This is a genomic window from Micromonospora sp. NPDC005252, from assembly GCF_042872475.1.
Classification (GTDB): Bacteria; Actinomycetota; Actinomycetes; order Mycobacteriales; family Micromonosporaceae; genus Micromonospora.
Genome location: NZ_JBIAKN010000004.1, coordinates 403914 through 420415 on the forward strand (window position 1 = coordinate 403914; position 16502 = coordinate 420415).

General features: G+C 72.4%; 18 protein-coding genes and 1 pseudogene. 9 read left to right on the forward strand and 10 right to left on the reverse strand.

All coding sequences use genetic code 11. The annotated features are described in order from the left end of the window. Nucleotides 1-464: 464 nt before the first annotated feature. On the forward strand, nucleotides 465-662 hold the full coding sequence (locus tag ACFYPH_RS14835; RefSeq protein ID WP_387182012.1) for a DUF397 domain-containing protein: 198 nt from the start codon (nucleotides 465-467) through the stop codon (nucleotides 660-662). A gap of 56 nt (nucleotides 663-718) precedes the next feature. Here the strand turns inward: ACFYPH_RS14835 and ACFYPH_RS14840 are convergent, their stop codons facing one another. Further along, on the reverse strand, nucleotides 719-1705 hold the full coding sequence (locus tag ACFYPH_RS14840) for a pirin family protein (protein WP_354860165.1): 987 nt from the start codon (nucleotides 1703-1705) through the stop codon (nucleotides 719-721). A 10-nt stretch (nucleotides 1706-1715) separates the two neighbouring features. Continuing rightward, nucleotides 1716-2201, reverse strand: coding sequence for a MarR family transcriptional regulator (locus tag ACFYPH_RS14845; RefSeq protein WP_354860163.1), 486 nt, complete (start codon nucleotides 2199-2201; stop codon nucleotides 1716-1718). 157 nt (nucleotides 2202-2358) lie between these two features. On the opposite strand from ACFYPH_RS14845, the gene ACFYPH_RS14850 reads away from it, so the two are divergent. Further along, complete coding sequence (locus ACFYPH_RS14850; RefSeq protein WP_355065614.1) at nucleotides 2359-2892, forward strand: GNAT family N-acetyltransferase; 534 nt, start codon at nucleotides 2359-2361, stop codon at nucleotides 2890-2892. A gap of 136 nt (nucleotides 2893-3028) precedes the next feature. Here ACFYPH_RS14850 and ACFYPH_RS14855 read toward each other — a convergent pair whose 3' ends face one another. Next, a complete protein-coding gene (locus ACFYPH_RS14855) occupies nucleotides 3029-3523 on the reverse strand; it encodes an FBP domain-containing protein (protein WP_354860158.1) in 495 nt (164 codons plus the stop codon). A 55-nt stretch (nucleotides 3524-3578) separates the two neighbouring features. On the opposite strand from ACFYPH_RS14855, the gene ACFYPH_RS14860 reads away from it, so the two are divergent. Further along, nucleotides 3579-4148 carry a TetR/AcrR family transcriptional regulator gene (locus ACFYPH_RS14860; RefSeq protein WP_387182017.1) on the forward strand — a complete coding sequence of 190 codons (570 nt, stop codon included), beginning with the start codon at nucleotides 3579-3581 and terminating at the stop codon, nucleotides 4146-4148. A gap of 51 nt (nucleotides 4149-4199) precedes the next feature. On the opposite strand, the gene ACFYPH_RS14865 is transcribed toward ACFYPH_RS14860, so the two are convergent. Further along, nucleotides 4200-5198: a hypothetical protein gene (locus tag ACFYPH_RS14865; protein ID WP_363935771.1), complete on the reverse strand. Its 999-nt coding sequence runs from the start codon at nucleotides 5196-5198 to the stop codon at nucleotides 4200-4202. 94 nt (nucleotides 5199-5292) lie between these two features. Between ACFYPH_RS14865 and ACFYPH_RS14870 the strand changes: the two genes are divergently transcribed. Beyond that, on the forward strand, nucleotides 5293-5697 hold the full coding sequence (locus ACFYPH_RS14870; RefSeq protein ID WP_354860150.1) for a helix-turn-helix domain-containing protein: 405 nt from the start codon (nucleotides 5293-5295) through the stop codon (nucleotides 5695-5697). Then, the gene (locus ACFYPH_RS14875) at nucleotides 5694-6281 is read left to right on the forward strand and encodes a DUF1684 domain-containing protein (protein ID WP_355136498.1); all 588 of its coding nucleotides are present in this window, start codon (nucleotides 5694-5696) and stop codon (nucleotides 6279-6281) included. Before ACFYPH_RS14870 ends, ACFYPH_RS14875 begins: the two co-directional genes overlap by 4 nt. A 46-nt stretch (nucleotides 6282-6327) precedes the next feature. On the opposite strand, the gene ACFYPH_RS14880 is transcribed toward ACFYPH_RS14875, so the two are convergent. Beyond that, complete coding sequence (locus ACFYPH_RS14880; RefSeq protein WP_387182021.1) at nucleotides 6328-6918, reverse strand: general stress protein; 591 nt, start codon at nucleotides 6916-6918, stop codon at nucleotides 6328-6330. Nucleotides 6919-7039: 121 nt separating this feature from the next. On the opposite strand from ACFYPH_RS14880, the pseudogene ACFYPH_RS14885 reads away from it, so the two are divergent. Both ACFYPH_RS14885 and ACFYPH_RS14890 read left to right on the forward strand, forming a co-directional pair. Beyond that, a pseudogene (locus ACFYPH_RS14885) lies at nucleotides 7040-8745 on the forward strand (glycoside hydrolase family 15 protein). 55 nt (nucleotides 8746-8800) lie between these two features. After that, the gene (locus ACFYPH_RS14890; protein ID WP_355065620.1) at nucleotides 8801-9301 is read left to right on the forward strand and encodes a metallophosphoesterase; all 501 of its coding nucleotides are present in this window, start codon (nucleotides 8801-8803) and stop codon (nucleotides 9299-9301) included. A gap of 8 nt (nucleotides 9302-9309) precedes the next feature. Here ACFYPH_RS14890 and ACFYPH_RS14895 read toward each other — a convergent pair whose 3' ends face one another. Next, on the reverse strand, nucleotides 9310-9528 hold the full coding sequence (locus ACFYPH_RS14895; RefSeq protein WP_354860183.1) for a DUF3072 domain-containing protein: 219 nt from the start codon (nucleotides 9526-9528) through the stop codon (nucleotides 9310-9312). Nucleotides 9529-9640: 112 nt separating this feature from the next. On the opposite strand from ACFYPH_RS14895, the gene ACFYPH_RS14900 reads away from it, so the two are divergent. Then, on the forward strand, nucleotides 9641-10579 hold the full coding sequence (locus ACFYPH_RS14900; RefSeq protein WP_387182351.1) for an NAD(P)/FAD-dependent oxidoreductase: 939 nt from the start codon (nucleotides 9641-9643) through the stop codon (nucleotides 10577-10579). Between the two features lie 17 nt (nucleotides 10580-10596). Here ACFYPH_RS14900 and ACFYPH_RS14905 read toward each other — a convergent pair whose 3' ends face one another. The 3 genes from ACFYPH_RS14905 to ACFYPH_RS14915 form a co-directional block, all read right to left on the reverse strand. Further along, nucleotides 10597-11886 (reverse strand): cation:proton antiporter, encoded by a 1290-nt coding sequence (locus tag ACFYPH_RS14905; protein ID WP_354860143.1) that lies wholly within the window; start codon nucleotides 11884-11886, stop codon nucleotides 10597-10599. 107 nt (nucleotides 11887-11993) lie between these two features. After that, nucleotides 11994-12671: an HAD family hydrolase gene (locus ACFYPH_RS14910; protein WP_387182026.1), complete on the reverse strand. Its 678-nt coding sequence runs from the start codon at nucleotides 12669-12671 to the stop codon at nucleotides 11994-11996. Between the two features lie 63 nt (nucleotides 12672-12734). Continuing rightward, nucleotides 12735-14870, reverse strand: coding sequence for a SpoIIE family protein phosphatase (locus ACFYPH_RS14915; protein ID WP_387182029.1), 2136 nt, complete (start codon nucleotides 14868-14870; stop codon nucleotides 12735-12737). A gap of 198 nt (nucleotides 14871-15068) precedes the next feature. Between ACFYPH_RS14915 and ACFYPH_RS14920 the strand changes: the two genes are divergently transcribed. Continuing rightward, entirely contained in the window at nucleotides 15069-15932 is an 864-nt protein-coding gene (locus ACFYPH_RS14920; RefSeq protein ID WP_354860136.1) for a hypothetical protein, read from the forward strand. Nucleotides 15933-16024: 92 nt separating this feature from the next. On the opposite strand, the gene ACFYPH_RS14925 is transcribed toward ACFYPH_RS14920, so the two are convergent. Next, complete coding sequence (locus ACFYPH_RS14925) at nucleotides 16025-16378, reverse strand: DUF6401 family natural product biosynthesis protein (protein ID WP_355136235.1); 354 nt, start codon at nucleotides 16376-16378, stop codon at nucleotides 16025-16027. Between the last annotated feature and the right edge of the window lie 124 nt (nucleotides 16379-16502).

Genomic DNA, 16502 nt, shown 5'->3' on the forward strand with positions numbered 1-16502 from the left:
AAACCCCAGCTCAACAGGGCTTTTCGCCCGACTGACAGCAGTCCGGGCCCCGATGTAGGCTGGGCGTGGCATCACTCTGCGGAACTCTGCGCACGGTGTCCATCGTGCACGTCGGCTCCCGACCATGATGGTCGAACGCCCGGCCGTCGGTGACGTGTCGCGGCGAGCTGACCTCCGGCCGCCGACAGAACCAAACCCTCCCGTACCGGCACGACCCCGGCCCGCCTCACCCACCATCGCTGGCAATCTTGGACACTTTCCGTTAGCAGCTAACGGAAAGTGTCCAAGATCTACCCTGCTGGCTGCCTCCCTCGCCCCGGGACGGCGTCGCCGGCGCGGTTTTCGACCATCAGGCGCGCCAACACCTTCGCGCACGGAACCCTTGGAATAGCACGGGAGAACGTACGCGGCATGGCACTGTCCCATGAGCAGTCGATCGAACTCATAAGGGAAGTGGCAGGGACATGGAGTTGACCGGCGCACGCTGGCGTAAGAGCACCCGCAGCGGTAGCAATCAAGGGGCCTGCGTCGAGGTTGCCGACAACCTGCCCGGCGTCGTTGGCGTTCGGGACTCGAAGGACCAGGCCGGCCCCGCGCTGGTCTTCAGCCCGGCGGCCTGGCGGGCGTTCGTCGACATGGCGAAGGCACACCAAGCCGCCTGACCAGTGCTACGCAAAGGCCCCCGGTGCGAACCGGGGGCCTTTCGCATGGGTCAGGGTCAGGGACGCGGGCCCTGGCCGTCGGTGTGCGGCACCCGCTCGGTGGGGATCACGCCGAGCCGGCCGGCCTTGAAGTCCTCGAACGCCTGGAGCAGCTCGTCGCGGGTGTTCATCACGAACGGGCCGTACTGTGCCACCGGCTCCCGGATGGGCTGACCGCCCATGATGTAGAGGTCCAGCGCCGGGGTGTTGCTGTCCTGCGTGGGGTCCGCGCTGAAGCGCAGGGCGTCGCCCGGACCGTGCACCGCGAGCTGACCGGTGCGGACCGGCCGGCGCTCGACGCCGACGGTGCCGCGCCCGCCGAGGACGTACACCAGGGCGTTGAAGTCGGGGTTCCAGGGCAGGTCGACCTGCGCGCCCGGCTGCACCGTGACGTGGGTGATGGTGATCGGCGTGAACGTCGACCCCGGGCCCCGGTGCCCGGCCACCTCACCGGCGATGACCCGGATCAGCGCGCCGCCGTCGGGCGTGGTGAGCAAAGCCGACTCCCGGCCCCGGATGTCCTGGTAGCGGGGCGGGTTCATCTTGGCCGCGCGGGGCAGGTTGACCCAGAGCTGCGTGCCGTGGAAGAGCCCGCCGCTCAGCACGAGGTGCTCCGGCGGGGCCTCGATGTGCAGCAGGCCGCTGCCGGCCGTCATCCACTGGGTGTCGCCGTCGGTGATGGTGCCACCGCCGCCGTGCGAGTCCTGGTGGTCGAAGACGCCGTCGATGATGTACGTGACGGTCTCGAAGCCGCGGTGCGGGTGCCACGGGGTGCCCTTCGGCTCGCCCGGCGCGTAGTCCACCTCGCCCATCTGATCGAGGTGGATGAACGGGTCCAGGTCGGTCGTCGAGACCCCGGCGAAGGCCCGGCGGACCGGGAAGCCCTCACCCTCGAAGCCGCTGGGCGCGGTGGTCACCGTGCGGACCTTGCGGAAGCTGGTGGACTCGTCGAGCTTGGGCAGGCGGGGCAGGACGAGGACGTTGTCGACGGTGATCGCGGGCATCGGGGGCTCCTTAACGTGTGGCGTGGGTGTTGCTCGACGTGGTGCCGGCCGCCCGCAGGCGGCGGCCGAGCCGGTCGAAGACCCGGGTGAGGCAGGCGACCTCGGCGTCGTCGAGGTCGTCCATCAGGTGGGTACGCACCGACGCCAGGTGGTGGGGTGCGGCTTCGGACAGGGTGAGCAGTCCGGCGGCGGTGAGCACGGCCTCGCTGCCGCGTCGGTCGTCCGGGCAGGCCTCCTTGCTGACCAGCCCGCGCCGCTGCATCGAGGAGATCTGGTACGTCAGTCGGCTGGGGGAGAAGACCAGCCGGCCGGCCAGCTCGCCCATCCGCAGTCGTTGCCCCGGCGCCTCGGAGAGCAGGACCAGCACGTGGTAGTCGGCGAAGGTGAGGTCGCTGTCGGCGCGCAGGTCGTCTTCCAGCTGGGTGAACAGGCGCTGGCTGGCCTCGATGTAGGCACGCCAGGCGGCCGCTCGGGTGCTGTCCAGGCTCTCGGTCACGCCCATCACGATAGCGCTAGTTCAAAATTTAACTAGTGCTGTCGCGCGTTTTCTGCGTCACGTCTGTCCGGTTGGTGGTGTGCTTCGTACAGCTTTGAACAAAGCTCGGGGTAATTGGGCGGCGGCGCCGGCGCGGGGTGTGCCAGACTCCGGCTTCGTGGAACACGTGGAGCTCGCCGCCGACGACCTGCTGCTGCGTCCGTGGCAAGAGGCGGACGCCCCGGCGGTGCGCGACGCCCTGCGCGACCCGGCCATCGCGCAGTGGAACCCGCAGGGTGGCGGCCCGGTCGACGACCAGGCCGCCCTGCTCTGGGTGCGTCGCCGGGCCGACTGGTCGGCCGGTGACCACGCCTCCATGGCGGTGACCAACGCCGCCGACGGCGAGCTGCTCGGCTCGGTGTCGCTGCACCACATCCACCACGGCGACGCCTCCATCGGCTACTGGACGATGCCGGCGGCGCGCGGGCGCGGGGTGGCGACGCGGGCTGTCATCCGGCTCACCGAGTGGGCGTTCGGCGACCTTCGGCTGCACCGGGTGGAGCTGTGCCACGCGGTGGCCAACACGGCGTCCTGCCGGGTCGCCGAGCGGGCCGGCTATCTCGCCGAGGGGACGCTGCGCGAGGCGTACCAGTACGGCGACGGCCGCCGCTACGACGAGCACCTGCACGCCCGCCTGGCCACCGACCGCTAGTCGAAGGGTCCGCGTCGACGGCCGGACCAGATATGGGGCAGCTCGACAGGGGGCGAACCTGCCCGGCCGGGGCGGTCGTGCTGACCGGCTGATCGGACCGGCGCGGCCCCACCGGGGTGCCGGCCGGCTTCCCCCGCTACTCGGTGACCTTGCGCAGGAACGCCGCGAGGTGGCTGGTGGTGCGGTCGATCTTCTCGGCCAGGGTGATGGTCTCGTCGATCCGCCGCCCGGCGTCCTTCTTGCCGCGCAGGTAGAGCGAGCAGGCCAGGTCGGAGCAGACGTACGCGCCCACGGAGTTGCCCTGCCGGCCGTCCCGACCGGCCTTGCGGGCCGTCATCAACGAGACGCCGTCGCCGGTGTGGGTGGTCAGGCAGAAGGAACACATGCTGCGCCGGACCCGCCCGGTCTGCTGTGGCGCCACCCGCAGCGCGACCCCGACGAGGCCGTCGTCGGCCTCGGCGATCAGGTAGGCCCGCTGCGGCGCGGCGGCCTCGCGCCAGCCGAGGAAGTCCAGGTCGTCCCAGGGACGCATTTCAAGATCGTTCGGTACGGCCAGCCGCTTCGCCTCGCCCTGCGTGCAGTTGACGAGGGAGGCGCGGATGGCGGGCTCGGTGAGGGCTAACATAGGCATCAGCCTAGCTCCCCTAGGCAACCGATTAACAAGACTAGATTTTGGGGTGTGGTGCGTGGCACGTGCCGGAGTGACCGCCGAGCGACTGGTCCTGGCGGCGGCCGACCTGGCCGACGAGGTGGGCGTCGAGAACGTGACAGTCGCCGCGCTCGCGCGGCACTTCGGCGTGAAGGACGCGAGCCTGTACTTCCACATCAGGAGCGCCCATGACCTGCGGGTCAGGATCGCCCTGCTGGCGCTCGCCGAGCTGGCCGACCGGGTCGCCGAGGCGCTCGCCGGCCGGGCCGGCAAGGACGCGCTGGTCGCCTTCGCCAACGCGTACCGGGACTACGCGACACGGCATCCGGGCCGCTACGCCGCGATGCAGATCGACCTCGACCCCGAGACGGCCGCCGCGAGCGCGGGCGTCCGGCACGCCGAGATGACCCGGGCGATCCTGCGCGGCTACCGGCTCTCCGAGCCGGACCAGACCGACGCCGTCCGGATGATGCACAGCACGTTCCACGGCTTCGTGAGCCTGGAGCGGACCGGCGGTTTCCGCCACACCCCGCGCTCGACGGACGAATCCTGGGCCCGCGCCCTCGACGCCCTCGACGCCGTCCTGAGCAACTGGCCTCGGGAGTGACGGCCGGGTGGGCACCCGTCGTGCGCCCACCCGGCCGGCTCCACCCTCGGATCAGGGTGTCGCGGGCGGGCGTCGCCGCGCGGTCCGCTGTCGGAGCAGGACGAAGCCCAGGCCAGCCAGGAACCAGGTGGCGAGGACGGCCAGGGGCACCAGCGTGTGCGAGCCGTTGAAGTAACCGAAGTTGTTGACCGCGCGCACGGCCGCGCCCGGCGGGAGCTTCGCGGAGATCGCCTGCGCCCATCCCGGCAGCAGGTCGATCCCGATGGTCGCTCCGCTCGTCGCGTTGCCGATGGTGGTGAGGGTGAGCACGGCGAGCGCGATTCCGATCGGGCCGAGCCAGGCCCCGAGGGCCTTCGTCGTGAAGGCGCTGGCGGCCGACAGCAGGATGAGCGACAGGGCGAGCAGCGGGAACGGTGCCGTCAGTGACCCGTAGACCGGGCCGGCGACCGTCGCCGCGATCACGCCGATCGCGACGGCGAATCCGCCCATGGCATAGAGCCGGTGCCGCAGGCGCACCTTCGCGGTGGCCGCGGTGAGCCCCTGCGCGAGGACGAACGACGAGAGGGTGACCCCGAACACCACGTAGAAGGCGGACAACCCGCGGCTGTCGTAGCTCGCCAGCGGCACGATGTCGTTCTCCTGGACGGTCGCGCCGGCCTGCCTGGCGAGACCGGCGGCGAGTTGCCGGGCGGCGCCGCTCTCGCTGAATCCGCTCGCGCCGGCGTAGTCGAGCGTCAGCGTGCCGGGGGAGGTCGCGCCGAGCACCGCGACGGCGTCGCCGTCGCGGACCAGGGCCGTGCCGTCCTCGACGGTGGTCACCGGCGTGACGGCGACGGCATCGCCGAACCCGGCCTGTGCGGTGGTGGCCAGCTGCTCACCGACCACCGCGATCGGCAGGTGGCGCGGCTCGGGACCGCGTTGCAGCCCGACGTAGACGGCGATGAAGGCCGTACCGATGATCAGCCCGGTGAGCACGAGAGAGAGCCAGGCTCGGCGGTGGGTGACGACGGGCGTTTCCCGCTCGGTACGTGGTTCGGGTGGCGACGTCATGGGTGCTTCCTCGGGTAGTGTGGTTTGAATGTCCAACCAGACGAACCGTAGCACCGGTGGTTTGAATTCCAAACCGTCTCGGGACACGCTCGCTGTGGCGCTCGACGCGGTCAACGACAGGTGGTCGCTGCACATCGTGCGGGCGCTCGCCTTCGGGGCCTCCCGCTACACCGAGATCCTGCGAGCGGTCGGCGCGCCCCGGGACGTGCTCGCCGCCCGGCTGCGAAAGCTCGCCGAGACCGGCATCCTGCAGGCGCGATCGACCGAGGACGGCAAGGTCGCCGGGTACGAACTCACCCAGAAGGGTAGGGACCTCGGGCAGGTCATCCTCGTGCTCAAGCGCTGGGGCGACACCTACAGCGACGCCGAGGTACCCAAGGTCGACTTCATCCACGACGTGTGCGGTGAGGTGTTCGTCGCCGAGGTCTGCTGCCAGGCGTGCGGCAGGCCCCTGCGGTCCGGAGAGTTGTCAATCGATCAGGAGTCCGCCGCATGCTGACCGATCTGGAACTGGCCGACTGGCGGGAGCGGGTGGCCCGGCTGTACCTGTCCGACGTCGACCTCGCCGGCTTCCGCGCCGGCCGCGACGAGCTCTTCGCCACCCACCCGCAGAGCCCGATACCGCCGGCCGAGCGGCCCGGCTTCACCGGTGTGCGCTACTTCGCGCCGAACCCGGAGGCCGTGGTGGAGGCGCCCCTGCGACCGGCCAGCGGCGAGCTGCGGGTGGACACCGGCGGCCCGGACGGGGTCGTCGCGTACCGGCGGGTGGCGGTGGCCGAGACGCCGTGGGGGCCGCTCACGCTGTGGTGGATCGAGGCGTACGGGGGTGGGCTCTTCGTGCCGCTGCGCGACGGCACCTGCGGGCAGGAGACCTACGGCGGGGGGCGGTACCTCACCGACACGGTGAAGGGCACCTTCGGCCGGGGCGTCGAGCTGCTGCCCGGTGACCGGGTCCGGCTGGACGCCAACTACCTCTACAACCCCAGCTGCGCGTACGACGACCGCTGGGCCTGCCCCCTCGCGCCGCCGGAGAACCGGGTCGACGTGCCACTGCGGGCCGGCGAGCTGGCGTACCACGAATGACCGGCCGCCCCGGCGGACTGCCGGGACGGCCGGTCGTGCCGGTGGTTCAGCGGGAATTCGCCGGCGTTGAGCCGGGCACCTGCATCCGGCCCAGCAGTTGCCGGGCCTGATCGGCGAGCTGTGCGTCGACGGTCACCGCGTACTGGCCGGCGCGCAGGGAGCTGGCCGAGGTGAAGTCGCGCTGCCCGCCGGTCATCGCGTGCGCCACCGCGCCGAACACGGCGCCCCAGATCGCGCCGATGACCAGGCCGACCAGGATCACCGCCAGCCAGTTGCCGACGGTGAAGATGCCGAACAGCAGGCCGATGAAGAGCCCGAACCAGGCTCCGGTGCCGGCGCCGAGCAGGGCCGCGCGGCCGGTGGTCATCCGCCCGAGCACCGTCTCCACCAGCGTGAGGTTCGTGCCGACGATGGCGCTGTGCTTTACCGGGAAGCGGTTGTCGGCCAGGTAGTCGACCACCTTCTGCGCGGACGGATAGTCCGGATACGAGCCGATCGTCACTGTGGGTGGGCCGCTCTCCGGCCCGTGCCCGTCCCCGGCCGGCGTCGACAGGCGGCCTGCCGGCCCGGACGGAAGCACGTCGCCACTGGTTGCGCCGGGCCGCCACGCGGCGGCCGGCCCCGAAGCTGAGGTCATGAGCATCCTCCCTCGTCAGCCGACCGCGTTCCCGCCAGTGCCGGGCGGTAACGCCCGCCGCCGGAGTGGGGTGCGTGTCTCCGGTGAGGCATGTGCGGGGACGGTCCGGGTAGGCAGTCCGGTGCAGAGCGGACAGATCAGCGACCACGGGTTCCTCGCCGACGGCCGCACGGCCGCGTTGGTGGACCGCTCGGGCTCGGTGAACTGGTGGTGCCCGGGCCGGTTCGACGCGCCGTCGGTGTTCGCGCGGCTGATCGGCGAGGACGCCGGACACTGGTCGATCTGCCGGAGGCCGACTTCACCGTCGAACGCTGCTACCTCGACGGCACCCTCGTGCTGCGGACCGTCTTCCACACCGCGCAGGGCGAGGTGGAGCTGACCGACGCGCTCGCCCTGGAGCTCGGCGCGGGAGAGCGCCCTGGAGGCGGTCGGCGGGGCCAGCCGGCTCGCCCTGGTCAGTGGCCTGCGGCTGACCTGCGGCGAGGGCGAGGCCACCGCGACGTTCACCGTCCGCGCCGGCACGACCCACAACTTCACCCTCGGGTACGCCCCGACCTACGACGCGCCGCGCCGCAGGTGCCCGAAGCCGACCGGACCATCGCCGACACGGCCGAAGGATGGCGCTCCTGGGGCCGGCAGCACGCGTACAACGGGATCTACGCCGAGCACGTGCGGCGCAGCGCGTTGGTGGTGCAGGGCATGACGTACCGACCCAGCGGCGCGGTGGTGGCGTCGGTGACCACCTCGCTGCCGGAGAAGCTCGGCGGGGACCGGAACTACGACTACCGCTACGTGTGGGTGCGCGACTTCAGCCTGACGCCGCGGGCGCTGTGGCGGACGGCGTGTTACGACGAGGTACAGCGGCAGTTCGCCTGGTTGGGTCGCGCGATGGGCCGGATCGACGAGGAGCCGGTGCCCATCATGTACGGGGTGCTGGGGGAGCGGGACCTCACCGAGCACCGCCTGGATCAGCTCGCCGGCTACCGCGACAGCCCGCCGGTGATGATCGGCAACGACGCGTGGCGGCAGCGGCAGACCGACATCTTCGGTGAGGCGTTGGACGCGGCCTGGCTGATGCGCGACCGGCTGGAACCGTTGGAGCCGGACGTCTACCACCTGCTCCGGTCGCTCGCCGACAAGGCGGAGCGGGACTGGAAGCTGCCGGACGCGGGGATGTGGGAGGAGCGCGGGATCGAACGCCACCACGTGTCCTCGAAGGTGCAGTGCTGGTCGGCCCTGGACCGGGCGGTCCGCTTCGGCGAACGACTCGGTCAGCCGCAGGACGTGGCCCGCTGGGCGGCCGCCCGCGACGAGGTGCGCACGGAGGTGCTGCAACGCGGGTGGAGCGACCGGCTCGGGGCGTACACCGGGAGTTTCGAATCCGACGACCTGGACGCGTCGGTGCTGGTGATGCCGCTGGTGGGGTTCCTCCCGGCCGACGATGAGCGGATGCGTTCGACGGTCCGCGCGGTGGAGGCGCAGCTGTCGCACGACGGCCTGCTGCGGCGCTGGAACGGCGACCCGGCGGGGTTTCTCATCTGCTCGTTCTGGCTGGTGTGCTGCCTGGCGCTGGCCGGCGAGCGGGACCGGGCGCACGAGTTGTTCGACGCGCTGGCCGGGCGGGTCAACGACCTGGGACTGTTCGCCGAGCAGGTCGACCCGTCGACCGGGGAGCAGTTGGGCAACTTTCCCCAGGCGTTCTCGCACATCGGCCTGATCAACGCCGCCGGTGTGCTCAGTGACGTCGAGCAGAACCCGGGGCTGCGTCGCCGCGGTATGCCGCCCGGGTACTTCACACCGACGTCGCGCCGAGCTGCCCGGAGCTGAGCGCCCCCACGAGCGTCCCCGGGTGGACGGCGCCCGCTCGGGGGATGATGCCGGCATGAGGCTGGTGCTCACGGCGGACACGCATCTCCCCAAGCGGGCCCGGGACCTCCCGGGGCCGCTGTGGACGGCGATCGAGGCGGCGGACGTCGTCCTGCACGCCGGCGACTGGGTCGACGAGTCGCTGCTGGACGCCATGACCGCCCGCGCGCGGCGGCTGATCGGCGTGTACGGCAACAACGACGGCCCGGCGCTACGCGCCCGGCTGCCGGAGGTGGCCCGCGTCGACCTCGACGGGCTACGGGTCGCCGTGGTGCACGAGACCGGCCCCCGTACCGGCCGGGAACAGCGGTGCGCGGCCCGCTTTCCCGACGTCGACCTGCTGGTCTTCGGGCACTCGCACATCCCCTGGGACAGCGTGGCGCCCGGTGGGCTGCGCCTGCTCAACCCCGGGTCGCCCACCGACCGCCGATCCCAGCCGCACGCCACCTATCTGGAGGCCGAGACAACCCAGGCCCGACTGACGCGGGTCCGGCTGCACACCCTGCCGCGCCCCTGACCGCCGAGCTACTGGCCGCGACCCGTCTCGGCCTGCAGTTCGTCGATCCGCTTGGACGCCTCGGCCTTGGTCAGGTCGTCCGGCAGCGTCGCGTCCGCCTCCCGGGCCAGCGTGGCCAGGTACGACTCCTGGGCCGCGGTGGGCGGCTCGTCGCCGGTGACCCACTCGTCCGGGTCCTTGATCGCGCCGCGCGGGTCGGCCTGGTCGTTGCTGTGGTCCGTCATCATCATCACCCTCTCTTCGAACAGGTGTGCCAGTACCCCGATCACCGCCGGTTCATGCCCGTCCGTGGCGACCGCCGGCACCTACGATCAACGGATGAGCGTGAACTCCTCGGGCGTGGCGGTGGTCGGGGCGGGCATCGCCGGGGTGGCCTGCGCGGTGGAGTTGGGCCGGGCCGGGGTGTCGGTTCAGGTCCGTGAACGGGGGCACGTTTGCGGCGGCCGGATGGCCAGCAAACGCTTCGACGGCCGCCCCGCCGACATCGGCGCCGCGTACTTCACCGCCAGCGACCCGGACTTCGCCGCCGTGGTCGACGAGTGGCGTGCCGCCGGCCTGGTCCGGGAGTGGACCGACACCTTCTGGTCGTACGACACCAACGGCCGCCACGACGTGCCCGGTCCGCTGCGCTACGCCGCGCCACGCGGGCTGCGGTCGCTTGTCGAACACCTGGCCGGCGCGGTGCCGGTGACCGTCGACCGGCTGGTGCTCGCCGTGGAGCCGGGGCCGGCCGTCGACGGCGAGCCGTACGCGGCGGTCGCCCTGGCCATGCCGGGGCCGCAGGCCGCCCTGCTGCTCGATCCCGCCCTGGCCGACGCCACCCGGGTCGTGCAGGAGCAGACCTGGTCGCCGGCCTTGGCCGCGGTGCTGCGTTTCCCGTCCCGGCGCTGGCCGCACTTTCACGGCGCGTTCGTCAACGACCATCCGGTGCTCTCGCTCATCTGCGACGACGGCGACCGGCGCGGTGACGACGCGCCGGTGCTGGTGGCGCACACCGTGCCGGAGTTCGCCGCCCGGCACCTGGCCCAGCCTTCCGGCGCCGGACCGGCGATCGAGCAGGCCGTCCGGGACCTGCTGGGGCTGGCCGAGGCGGCCACCGACGTGCACGTGCACCGCTGGACGTACGCCAAGCCGGCCGGCGACCTCACCGGGAACACCCACCACCTCGACGCCGACGGGATCGGTCTGGCCGGCGACGCGTTCGGCAAGCCCCGCGTGCAGAGCGCCTGGCGCTCCGGCCGCGACCTCGGTCGCGCGCTGGCCGCCCGCCTGGGTTGAGCGCCGCTGCCCCCTCCTCAGGGGTGCCCGGCGGCGGCGACCGGCCGGGCCTCGGGTTCGGACGGGTCCTCGGTCCGCTCACCCTCGCGGTCCAGCAACTGCATGACCGGGGTCGCCGCGACGCCGTGCACCACCACGGAGACGAGCACCACCAGCCCGACGGTCGCCCACAACAGCTCCGCCTGTGGAAAGTCCGCCTTCGTGGTGGCGTACGCCAGGTAGTAGAACGAGCCCACCCCGCGGATGCCGAACAGCGAGATCACCCAGTGCTCGGCCGGCCGGCCGGGCGCGCCGCGCAGCGACAACCAGCCGACGGCCGGCCGGATCAGGAAGACCAGCGCCAGCCCGACGGCGGCCGCCGGCCAGGTCAGCGGGGCGAGCAGACCGCCCACGATCGCGCCGCCGAGCAGCAGCAACAACACCAGGGTGAGCAACCGCTCGACCTGCTCGGCGAAGTCGTGCAGCACCGAATGGAACTCGTGGGTCCGCTCGGCGGCCCGGATGGCCCGCGCGGCCACGAACACCGCCAGGAAGCCGTACCCGCCGGCCACCTCCACCAGCCCGTACGCCAGGAAGGTGGCGGCCAGCGCCAGGAAACCCTCGGCGTGCCGGGCCAGCCGCAGCTCGCTGGGCGCCCGGAAGAACAGCTTGCCGAGCAGCCAGCCGATGAGCAGGCCGCCCCCCACACCGACGCCCACCTTCCAGAGCACGTCGACGGTGAACCACTCGGCCACCCACGCGCGCGGGGCGAGGCTGGTCGAGGCGATCGCGATGGCCGCGTAGACGAACGGGAACGCCAGACCGTCGTTGAGGCCCGCCTCCGAGGTCAGGGCGAAACGGACCTCGTCCTCGGAGTCCTCCACATCGGTCGGCTCGCCGACCTGCACGTCGGCGGCGAGCACCGGATCGGTCGGCGCCAGCGCGGCGCCCAGCAGCAGCGCCGCGGCCGGCACCAGGCCAGCCCACCACCACCCGAGCAGCGCCACCGCCGCGATGCACAACGGCATCGCGATGGCCAGCAGCCGCCAGGTGGAGGACCACCGGGCCCAGCTCAACGGCCGGTCGATCTTCAACCCGGCGCCCATCAGGGCGACGATCACCCCGATCTCGGTCAGGTGGGTGGTCAGCTCGGGGTGGGCCAGCGGGTCCGGTGTCGGTAGTCCGACCGGCAGCAGGAAGACCAGCATGCCGAGGGTGAGGAACGCGATGGGCATGGACAACGGGCGGCGCTCCAACACCCGGGGCAGGATGCCCGCGAGCAGCGCGCCCAGGCCCACAAGCGCGAACGCGACGTCTACCGGCTCCACGGACACCACCCTTTCGCCGCACCCGCGCGGCGCGGGCAGGTGGCCACAGACCATGCCCCGGAAGACTTCCGGCTATGCGTGTGCGCCCCGGTGAACCGGAGTGAGTCTCACCTCGGCCGGATGAGCGGGGAATCCGCCAGCTCGGCCAGCAGCGCGGCCGGGTCGTCGTACACCGCCACCGCGCCGGCGCCGGCGAGTTCCCCCCGGCTGGTGCCGCCGCAGGTCAACCCGACGCAGGGAATGTCCAGTTTGCCGGCCGCGGCGACGTCCCAGACCGAGTCGCCGACGAAGACGACGCGCTCGGCGGGCAGCCCGGACTGCTCCAGCGCCGCCTCGAGAATGTCCGGTGCCGGCTTGCTCTCCTGCGCGTCCGCCGAGGAGGTGACGGTGTCCACCACGTCGTCGGCGTTCAGGGCCCGGCGCAGCGCACCCACCTCGTGTTCCGCGGCGGAGGTGGCGAGCACCACCCGCAGCCCCCGCTCGGCGCACGCCCGCAGCAGGTCCGCCGCCCCGGGCAGCGGAGTCAGCCGCTCCCAGTACTCGGTGTACAGGGTGTTGTGCGCCTCGCGGAGCTTCGGGTCGTCGTCGCGGTCGCGCTCGGGGCCGAGCAGGTGGTCCAGCAGCTTGTCCGAGCCCATCCCGATCGAGCGGTGCACGGTCGCCATCGGCACCGGGTGGTCGGCCTGGCGCAGCGCCTCCCACCAGCTCACCGTGTGCAGGTAGGTGGTGTCGACAAGCGTCCCGTCGATGTCGAAGAGCACCCCGTGGGGTTGTTCGGTGGCCATGGGCGCACTCCTACCCGTTCGGCGGCCGGCTGATTCGTCCGGGTTCGGCGACGCCGGTCGACCTCAGCGCGGCTCGGCCGGCGGGACGAGGATCTCGAACCAGACCGTCGAGCCGCGCACCGACGGATCGGTGCCCCACGCGTCGCTCAGCTCCTCGATCAGGCCCAGCCCGCGCCCGCGACTGCTCAACGTGTCCGTGCGGGCCCGGGTCACGGTGCCCCGGGTGCCGGAATCGGCGACCGAGACCAGCAGCCGCTCCGGACTGAGATCGATCTCCACGCGGGCGGCCGTGCCGGCGTGCAGCAGCGCGTTGGTGGTCAGCTCGCTGGTGCACAGCACCGCCGCGCCGATCACCGACTCGGGCACCTGCCACTCGGTGAGCTGGCCGGTCATCCAGTGTCGGACCCGGCTGGGCGCGGTCGGCTCGGCCGGCACCTCCATCGCCGCCGACCGGCTCGGCTTGAGCGCGTGCTCGACCGCCAGCACGGCCACGTCGTCCTCGGTGCCGCCGGACACGGCGGCGGTGGCCACCGCGCAGAGGGCGCGGGGATCACTGGTGCCGGCCTTGGCCACGGCGTCACCGAGGGCGTCCAGCCCGGCGGTGAGGCTCTGCCGCCGCCGCTCCACCACGCCGTCGCTGAACAACAGCAGGGTGTCGCCGGGAGGGAATGCGACCGTGACGGTGGTCGGGCGCCCGCCCAGCCCCAGCGGGGGACCGGCCGGCAGGTCCACGTACTCGGCGTGCGACCGGCCGTCCGCGGAGCACCGGCGGATCAGCGGGGCGGGATGACCGGCGCTGGCCAGGGTCAGCTCCCGGCGCTCGGCGTCGATGACCCCGAACGCCACGGTGACGAACAGCTCGTGGGTGCCGGCCTCCACGCCGAGGCTGGCCACGAGCCGGTCCAGCCCGGCCAGCACCGCGTCCGGCGCCGGGTCGGCCAGGGCCAGCGCCCGCAGCGCCGCCCGCACCTGCCCCATCCGCGCCGCGGCCTGCACGTCGTGCCCGGCGACGTCGCCCAGCACCACGCCGAGCGCGCCGGTGGGCAGCAGGAACGCGTCGTAGAAGTCACCGCCGGCCGCGTTGCCGTCCACCCCCGGGTCGTAGCGGGCCGCGATCCGCAGCCGGGGCAGGTCGGGAAGGTGCTCCGGCAGCATGCTGCGTTGCAGCAACTGGGCGGTGCCGTGCTGGGTCTCGAACCGCCGGGCCCGCTCCGCGGCCTGACCGATCAGCTCCGCCGAGGCGGCCAGCAGCGCCCGCTCGGCCGCCGACCAGGAGTGCGGCACCTGGTAGCCGACCGTCAACCCACCCCGGATCACCGAGGTGCCCAGCGGCAGCACGGCCATCGACCGGATCTTCTGGTCGTGGCGGTCCACGGCGGTCTCGCGCAGCGGCTGCCCGTCACGGGTGAACGACGACTCGCCCGAGCGGGCCGCGAGCGCGACCGGGCCCAGCCAGTCCGCCGGCGTCCGCCGCCACAGCGGCGGCAACCGCTCGTCAGCCTCGTCCATCAGCTCGCCGCGGACCCGGCGCACCATCCGCCAGCCACCGCCACCCTCGTCGACCACGAACGAGACCCGGTCGGCGTCGAACGTGGTGATGGTGTGGCGCAGCGCGACCCGGGCCACGTCGTCGAGGGTGAGGGTGCCGGCGAGCGCGGCGGCGACGTCGCTGAGACTCTGCAACTGCTCGGTCACGTGGGTGGTTTCGGCGGCCACCGTCAGGATTCCCACGATCTGCCCAGCGCTGTCACGGACGGCCGAGTGACCCCGGGTGAAGACCACCTGCTCGACCACCCCGGAGCTGTCCCGCATCAGGGGGAGCGTGGACTCCTTCTCCAGGAAGGGCACGCCCTGCCGGTAGGCGCGCTCGATCACGTCACCGAAGCCGGGCAGCGACCAGATTTCGGCGTACACCTGGGCGGCCGGTCGACCGAGGGCAGCGGGGTGTTTGCTGCCCAACAACTCGGCATAGCCGTCGTTGTAGAGCAGGACGAGGTCGTCGCCGTACGCCAGTGCCATCGGCATCGGCGAGGCGAGGATCAGCTCGACCACGGCCCGGACCGCCGGATCCCACCCCTCGCGCGGGCCGAGGGCGGTGGCGGACCAGTCGTGGGCGAGCACGGCGGCCGCACCGGGCCCGGTGGATTCGCCGGGGACCGGGATTGCTGGCGTGGGGACTCGCCCGACCGTTCCTGGCATGTTCGCAGCCTAGCCGGCCGTCGGCCAGCCGCATCCGATCATGTGCGCGGGTCGCGGCCGGCCCCGGCGGGGTGACTGTTAGGGCAGGTCAGGACCCCTGTTTGACGACTTGTCGGAAAAATGGCAGTGAGCCGCGCGGACTGCCGCACCGGTGGCCGGGTATGCCCCCGGCGCAGTCCATGCGACAGGAGGGACATCATGCTGAAAACCCTCGCGGTTCGGCAGGCCGACATCGGCGATGCCATCGCCGACACCTGGAGGTCGGTGCTGCTCTTCATCCCGAAGGCAGTGGCCTTCATCGTCATCCTCGTGGTCGGCTGGATCATCGCCAGAGCGGTCCTCAAGATCGTGGATGCGGTGCTGGAACGGGTGCATTTCGACGAGGCCGTCGAACGCGGAGGCATCAAACGGGCACTGGAGAGAACGAAGTACGACGCCAGCGACATCCTGGCCAGGTTGGCGTACTACGCCGTCCTGCTGTTCACCCTGCAGTTCGCCTTCGGAGTCTGGGGGCCCAACGCGATCAGTAACCTGATCAGCGGTGTGGTGGCCTGGCTGCCGCGCGCGTTCGTCGCGATCGTCATCGTGGTGATCGCGGCCGCGATCGCCAACGCCGCCCGCGATCTGGTCACCGGGGCGCTGGGCGGGCTCTCGTACGGCAAGGTCCTGGCCGACCTGACGGCGATCTTCATCATCGCGCTCGGCGTGATCGCCGCGCTGAACCAGGTGGGTATCGCCACCACGGTCACCACTCCGGTGCTGATCGCGGTGCTCGCCACGGTCGCCGGCATCCTGATCGTCGGCGTCGGCGGTGGTCTGGTGAAGCCCATGCAGAACCGCTGGGACGGCTGGCTCGACCGGGCCGCCCAGGAAGCCCGGGCGATGCAGGAGCATCGGCGGGCCACCTCGGCCGGGCGCGGCGACATGGAGCGGCAGATGGCCGACCGTGGCGGCGACCGGACCCAGGCCATGCCCCGGGTCGACGAGCAGTCGACGATGTCCGGTGGGCGCGGCACGTACCAGTCCGGTGCGGCCGACGAGACCCAGCAGTACCGCCCGTAGCGGGGCGCGACGGCACGATCGTGAGGGGAAGGGCGTCCGCGTTGCGCGGGCGCCCTCTCCGCGTCGCGAGCCGTACGGGGTGACCGGGTGGGTCAGGAACGGTCGAGCGAACGGGCCAGCGCGCAGACGGCGACGAGCCGGGTGAGCGGCCACTCCGGCTCGCTCCAGTCCACCGGGCCCCGCGGCGGCGTCCACCCGTGCTCCAGGGCGGCCTCGCGTACCCCCTCGGCGTAGCCGGCGAGCGTCGCGGCGGTCAACGGCCGCCGGTCGCCGTCCAGGCTGTCCCGCACGGCGGCGGCGTGCTGGTCGACCAGCGCCAGCAGTCCGGGACGCGCGGCGGCGGCGGCGAGGCCGGCGGTGCCCACGGAGACGGTGAGGGCGGCCAGGGTGGACCGCGCCGAGTCGACGGCGGTCCGGGAGGCGACCCGGTTGAACGGCACACGCATGGTGACCGAGGCTAACCGACCGGTCACCGGGCCGGCCTCGGCCGCTCGGCGGGTGTCGGTTGTGCCACCGGACGAGTCGGGCTGGCCGCGGGGGTTGATCCGGCACAGACGGGGCAGCAGGAGA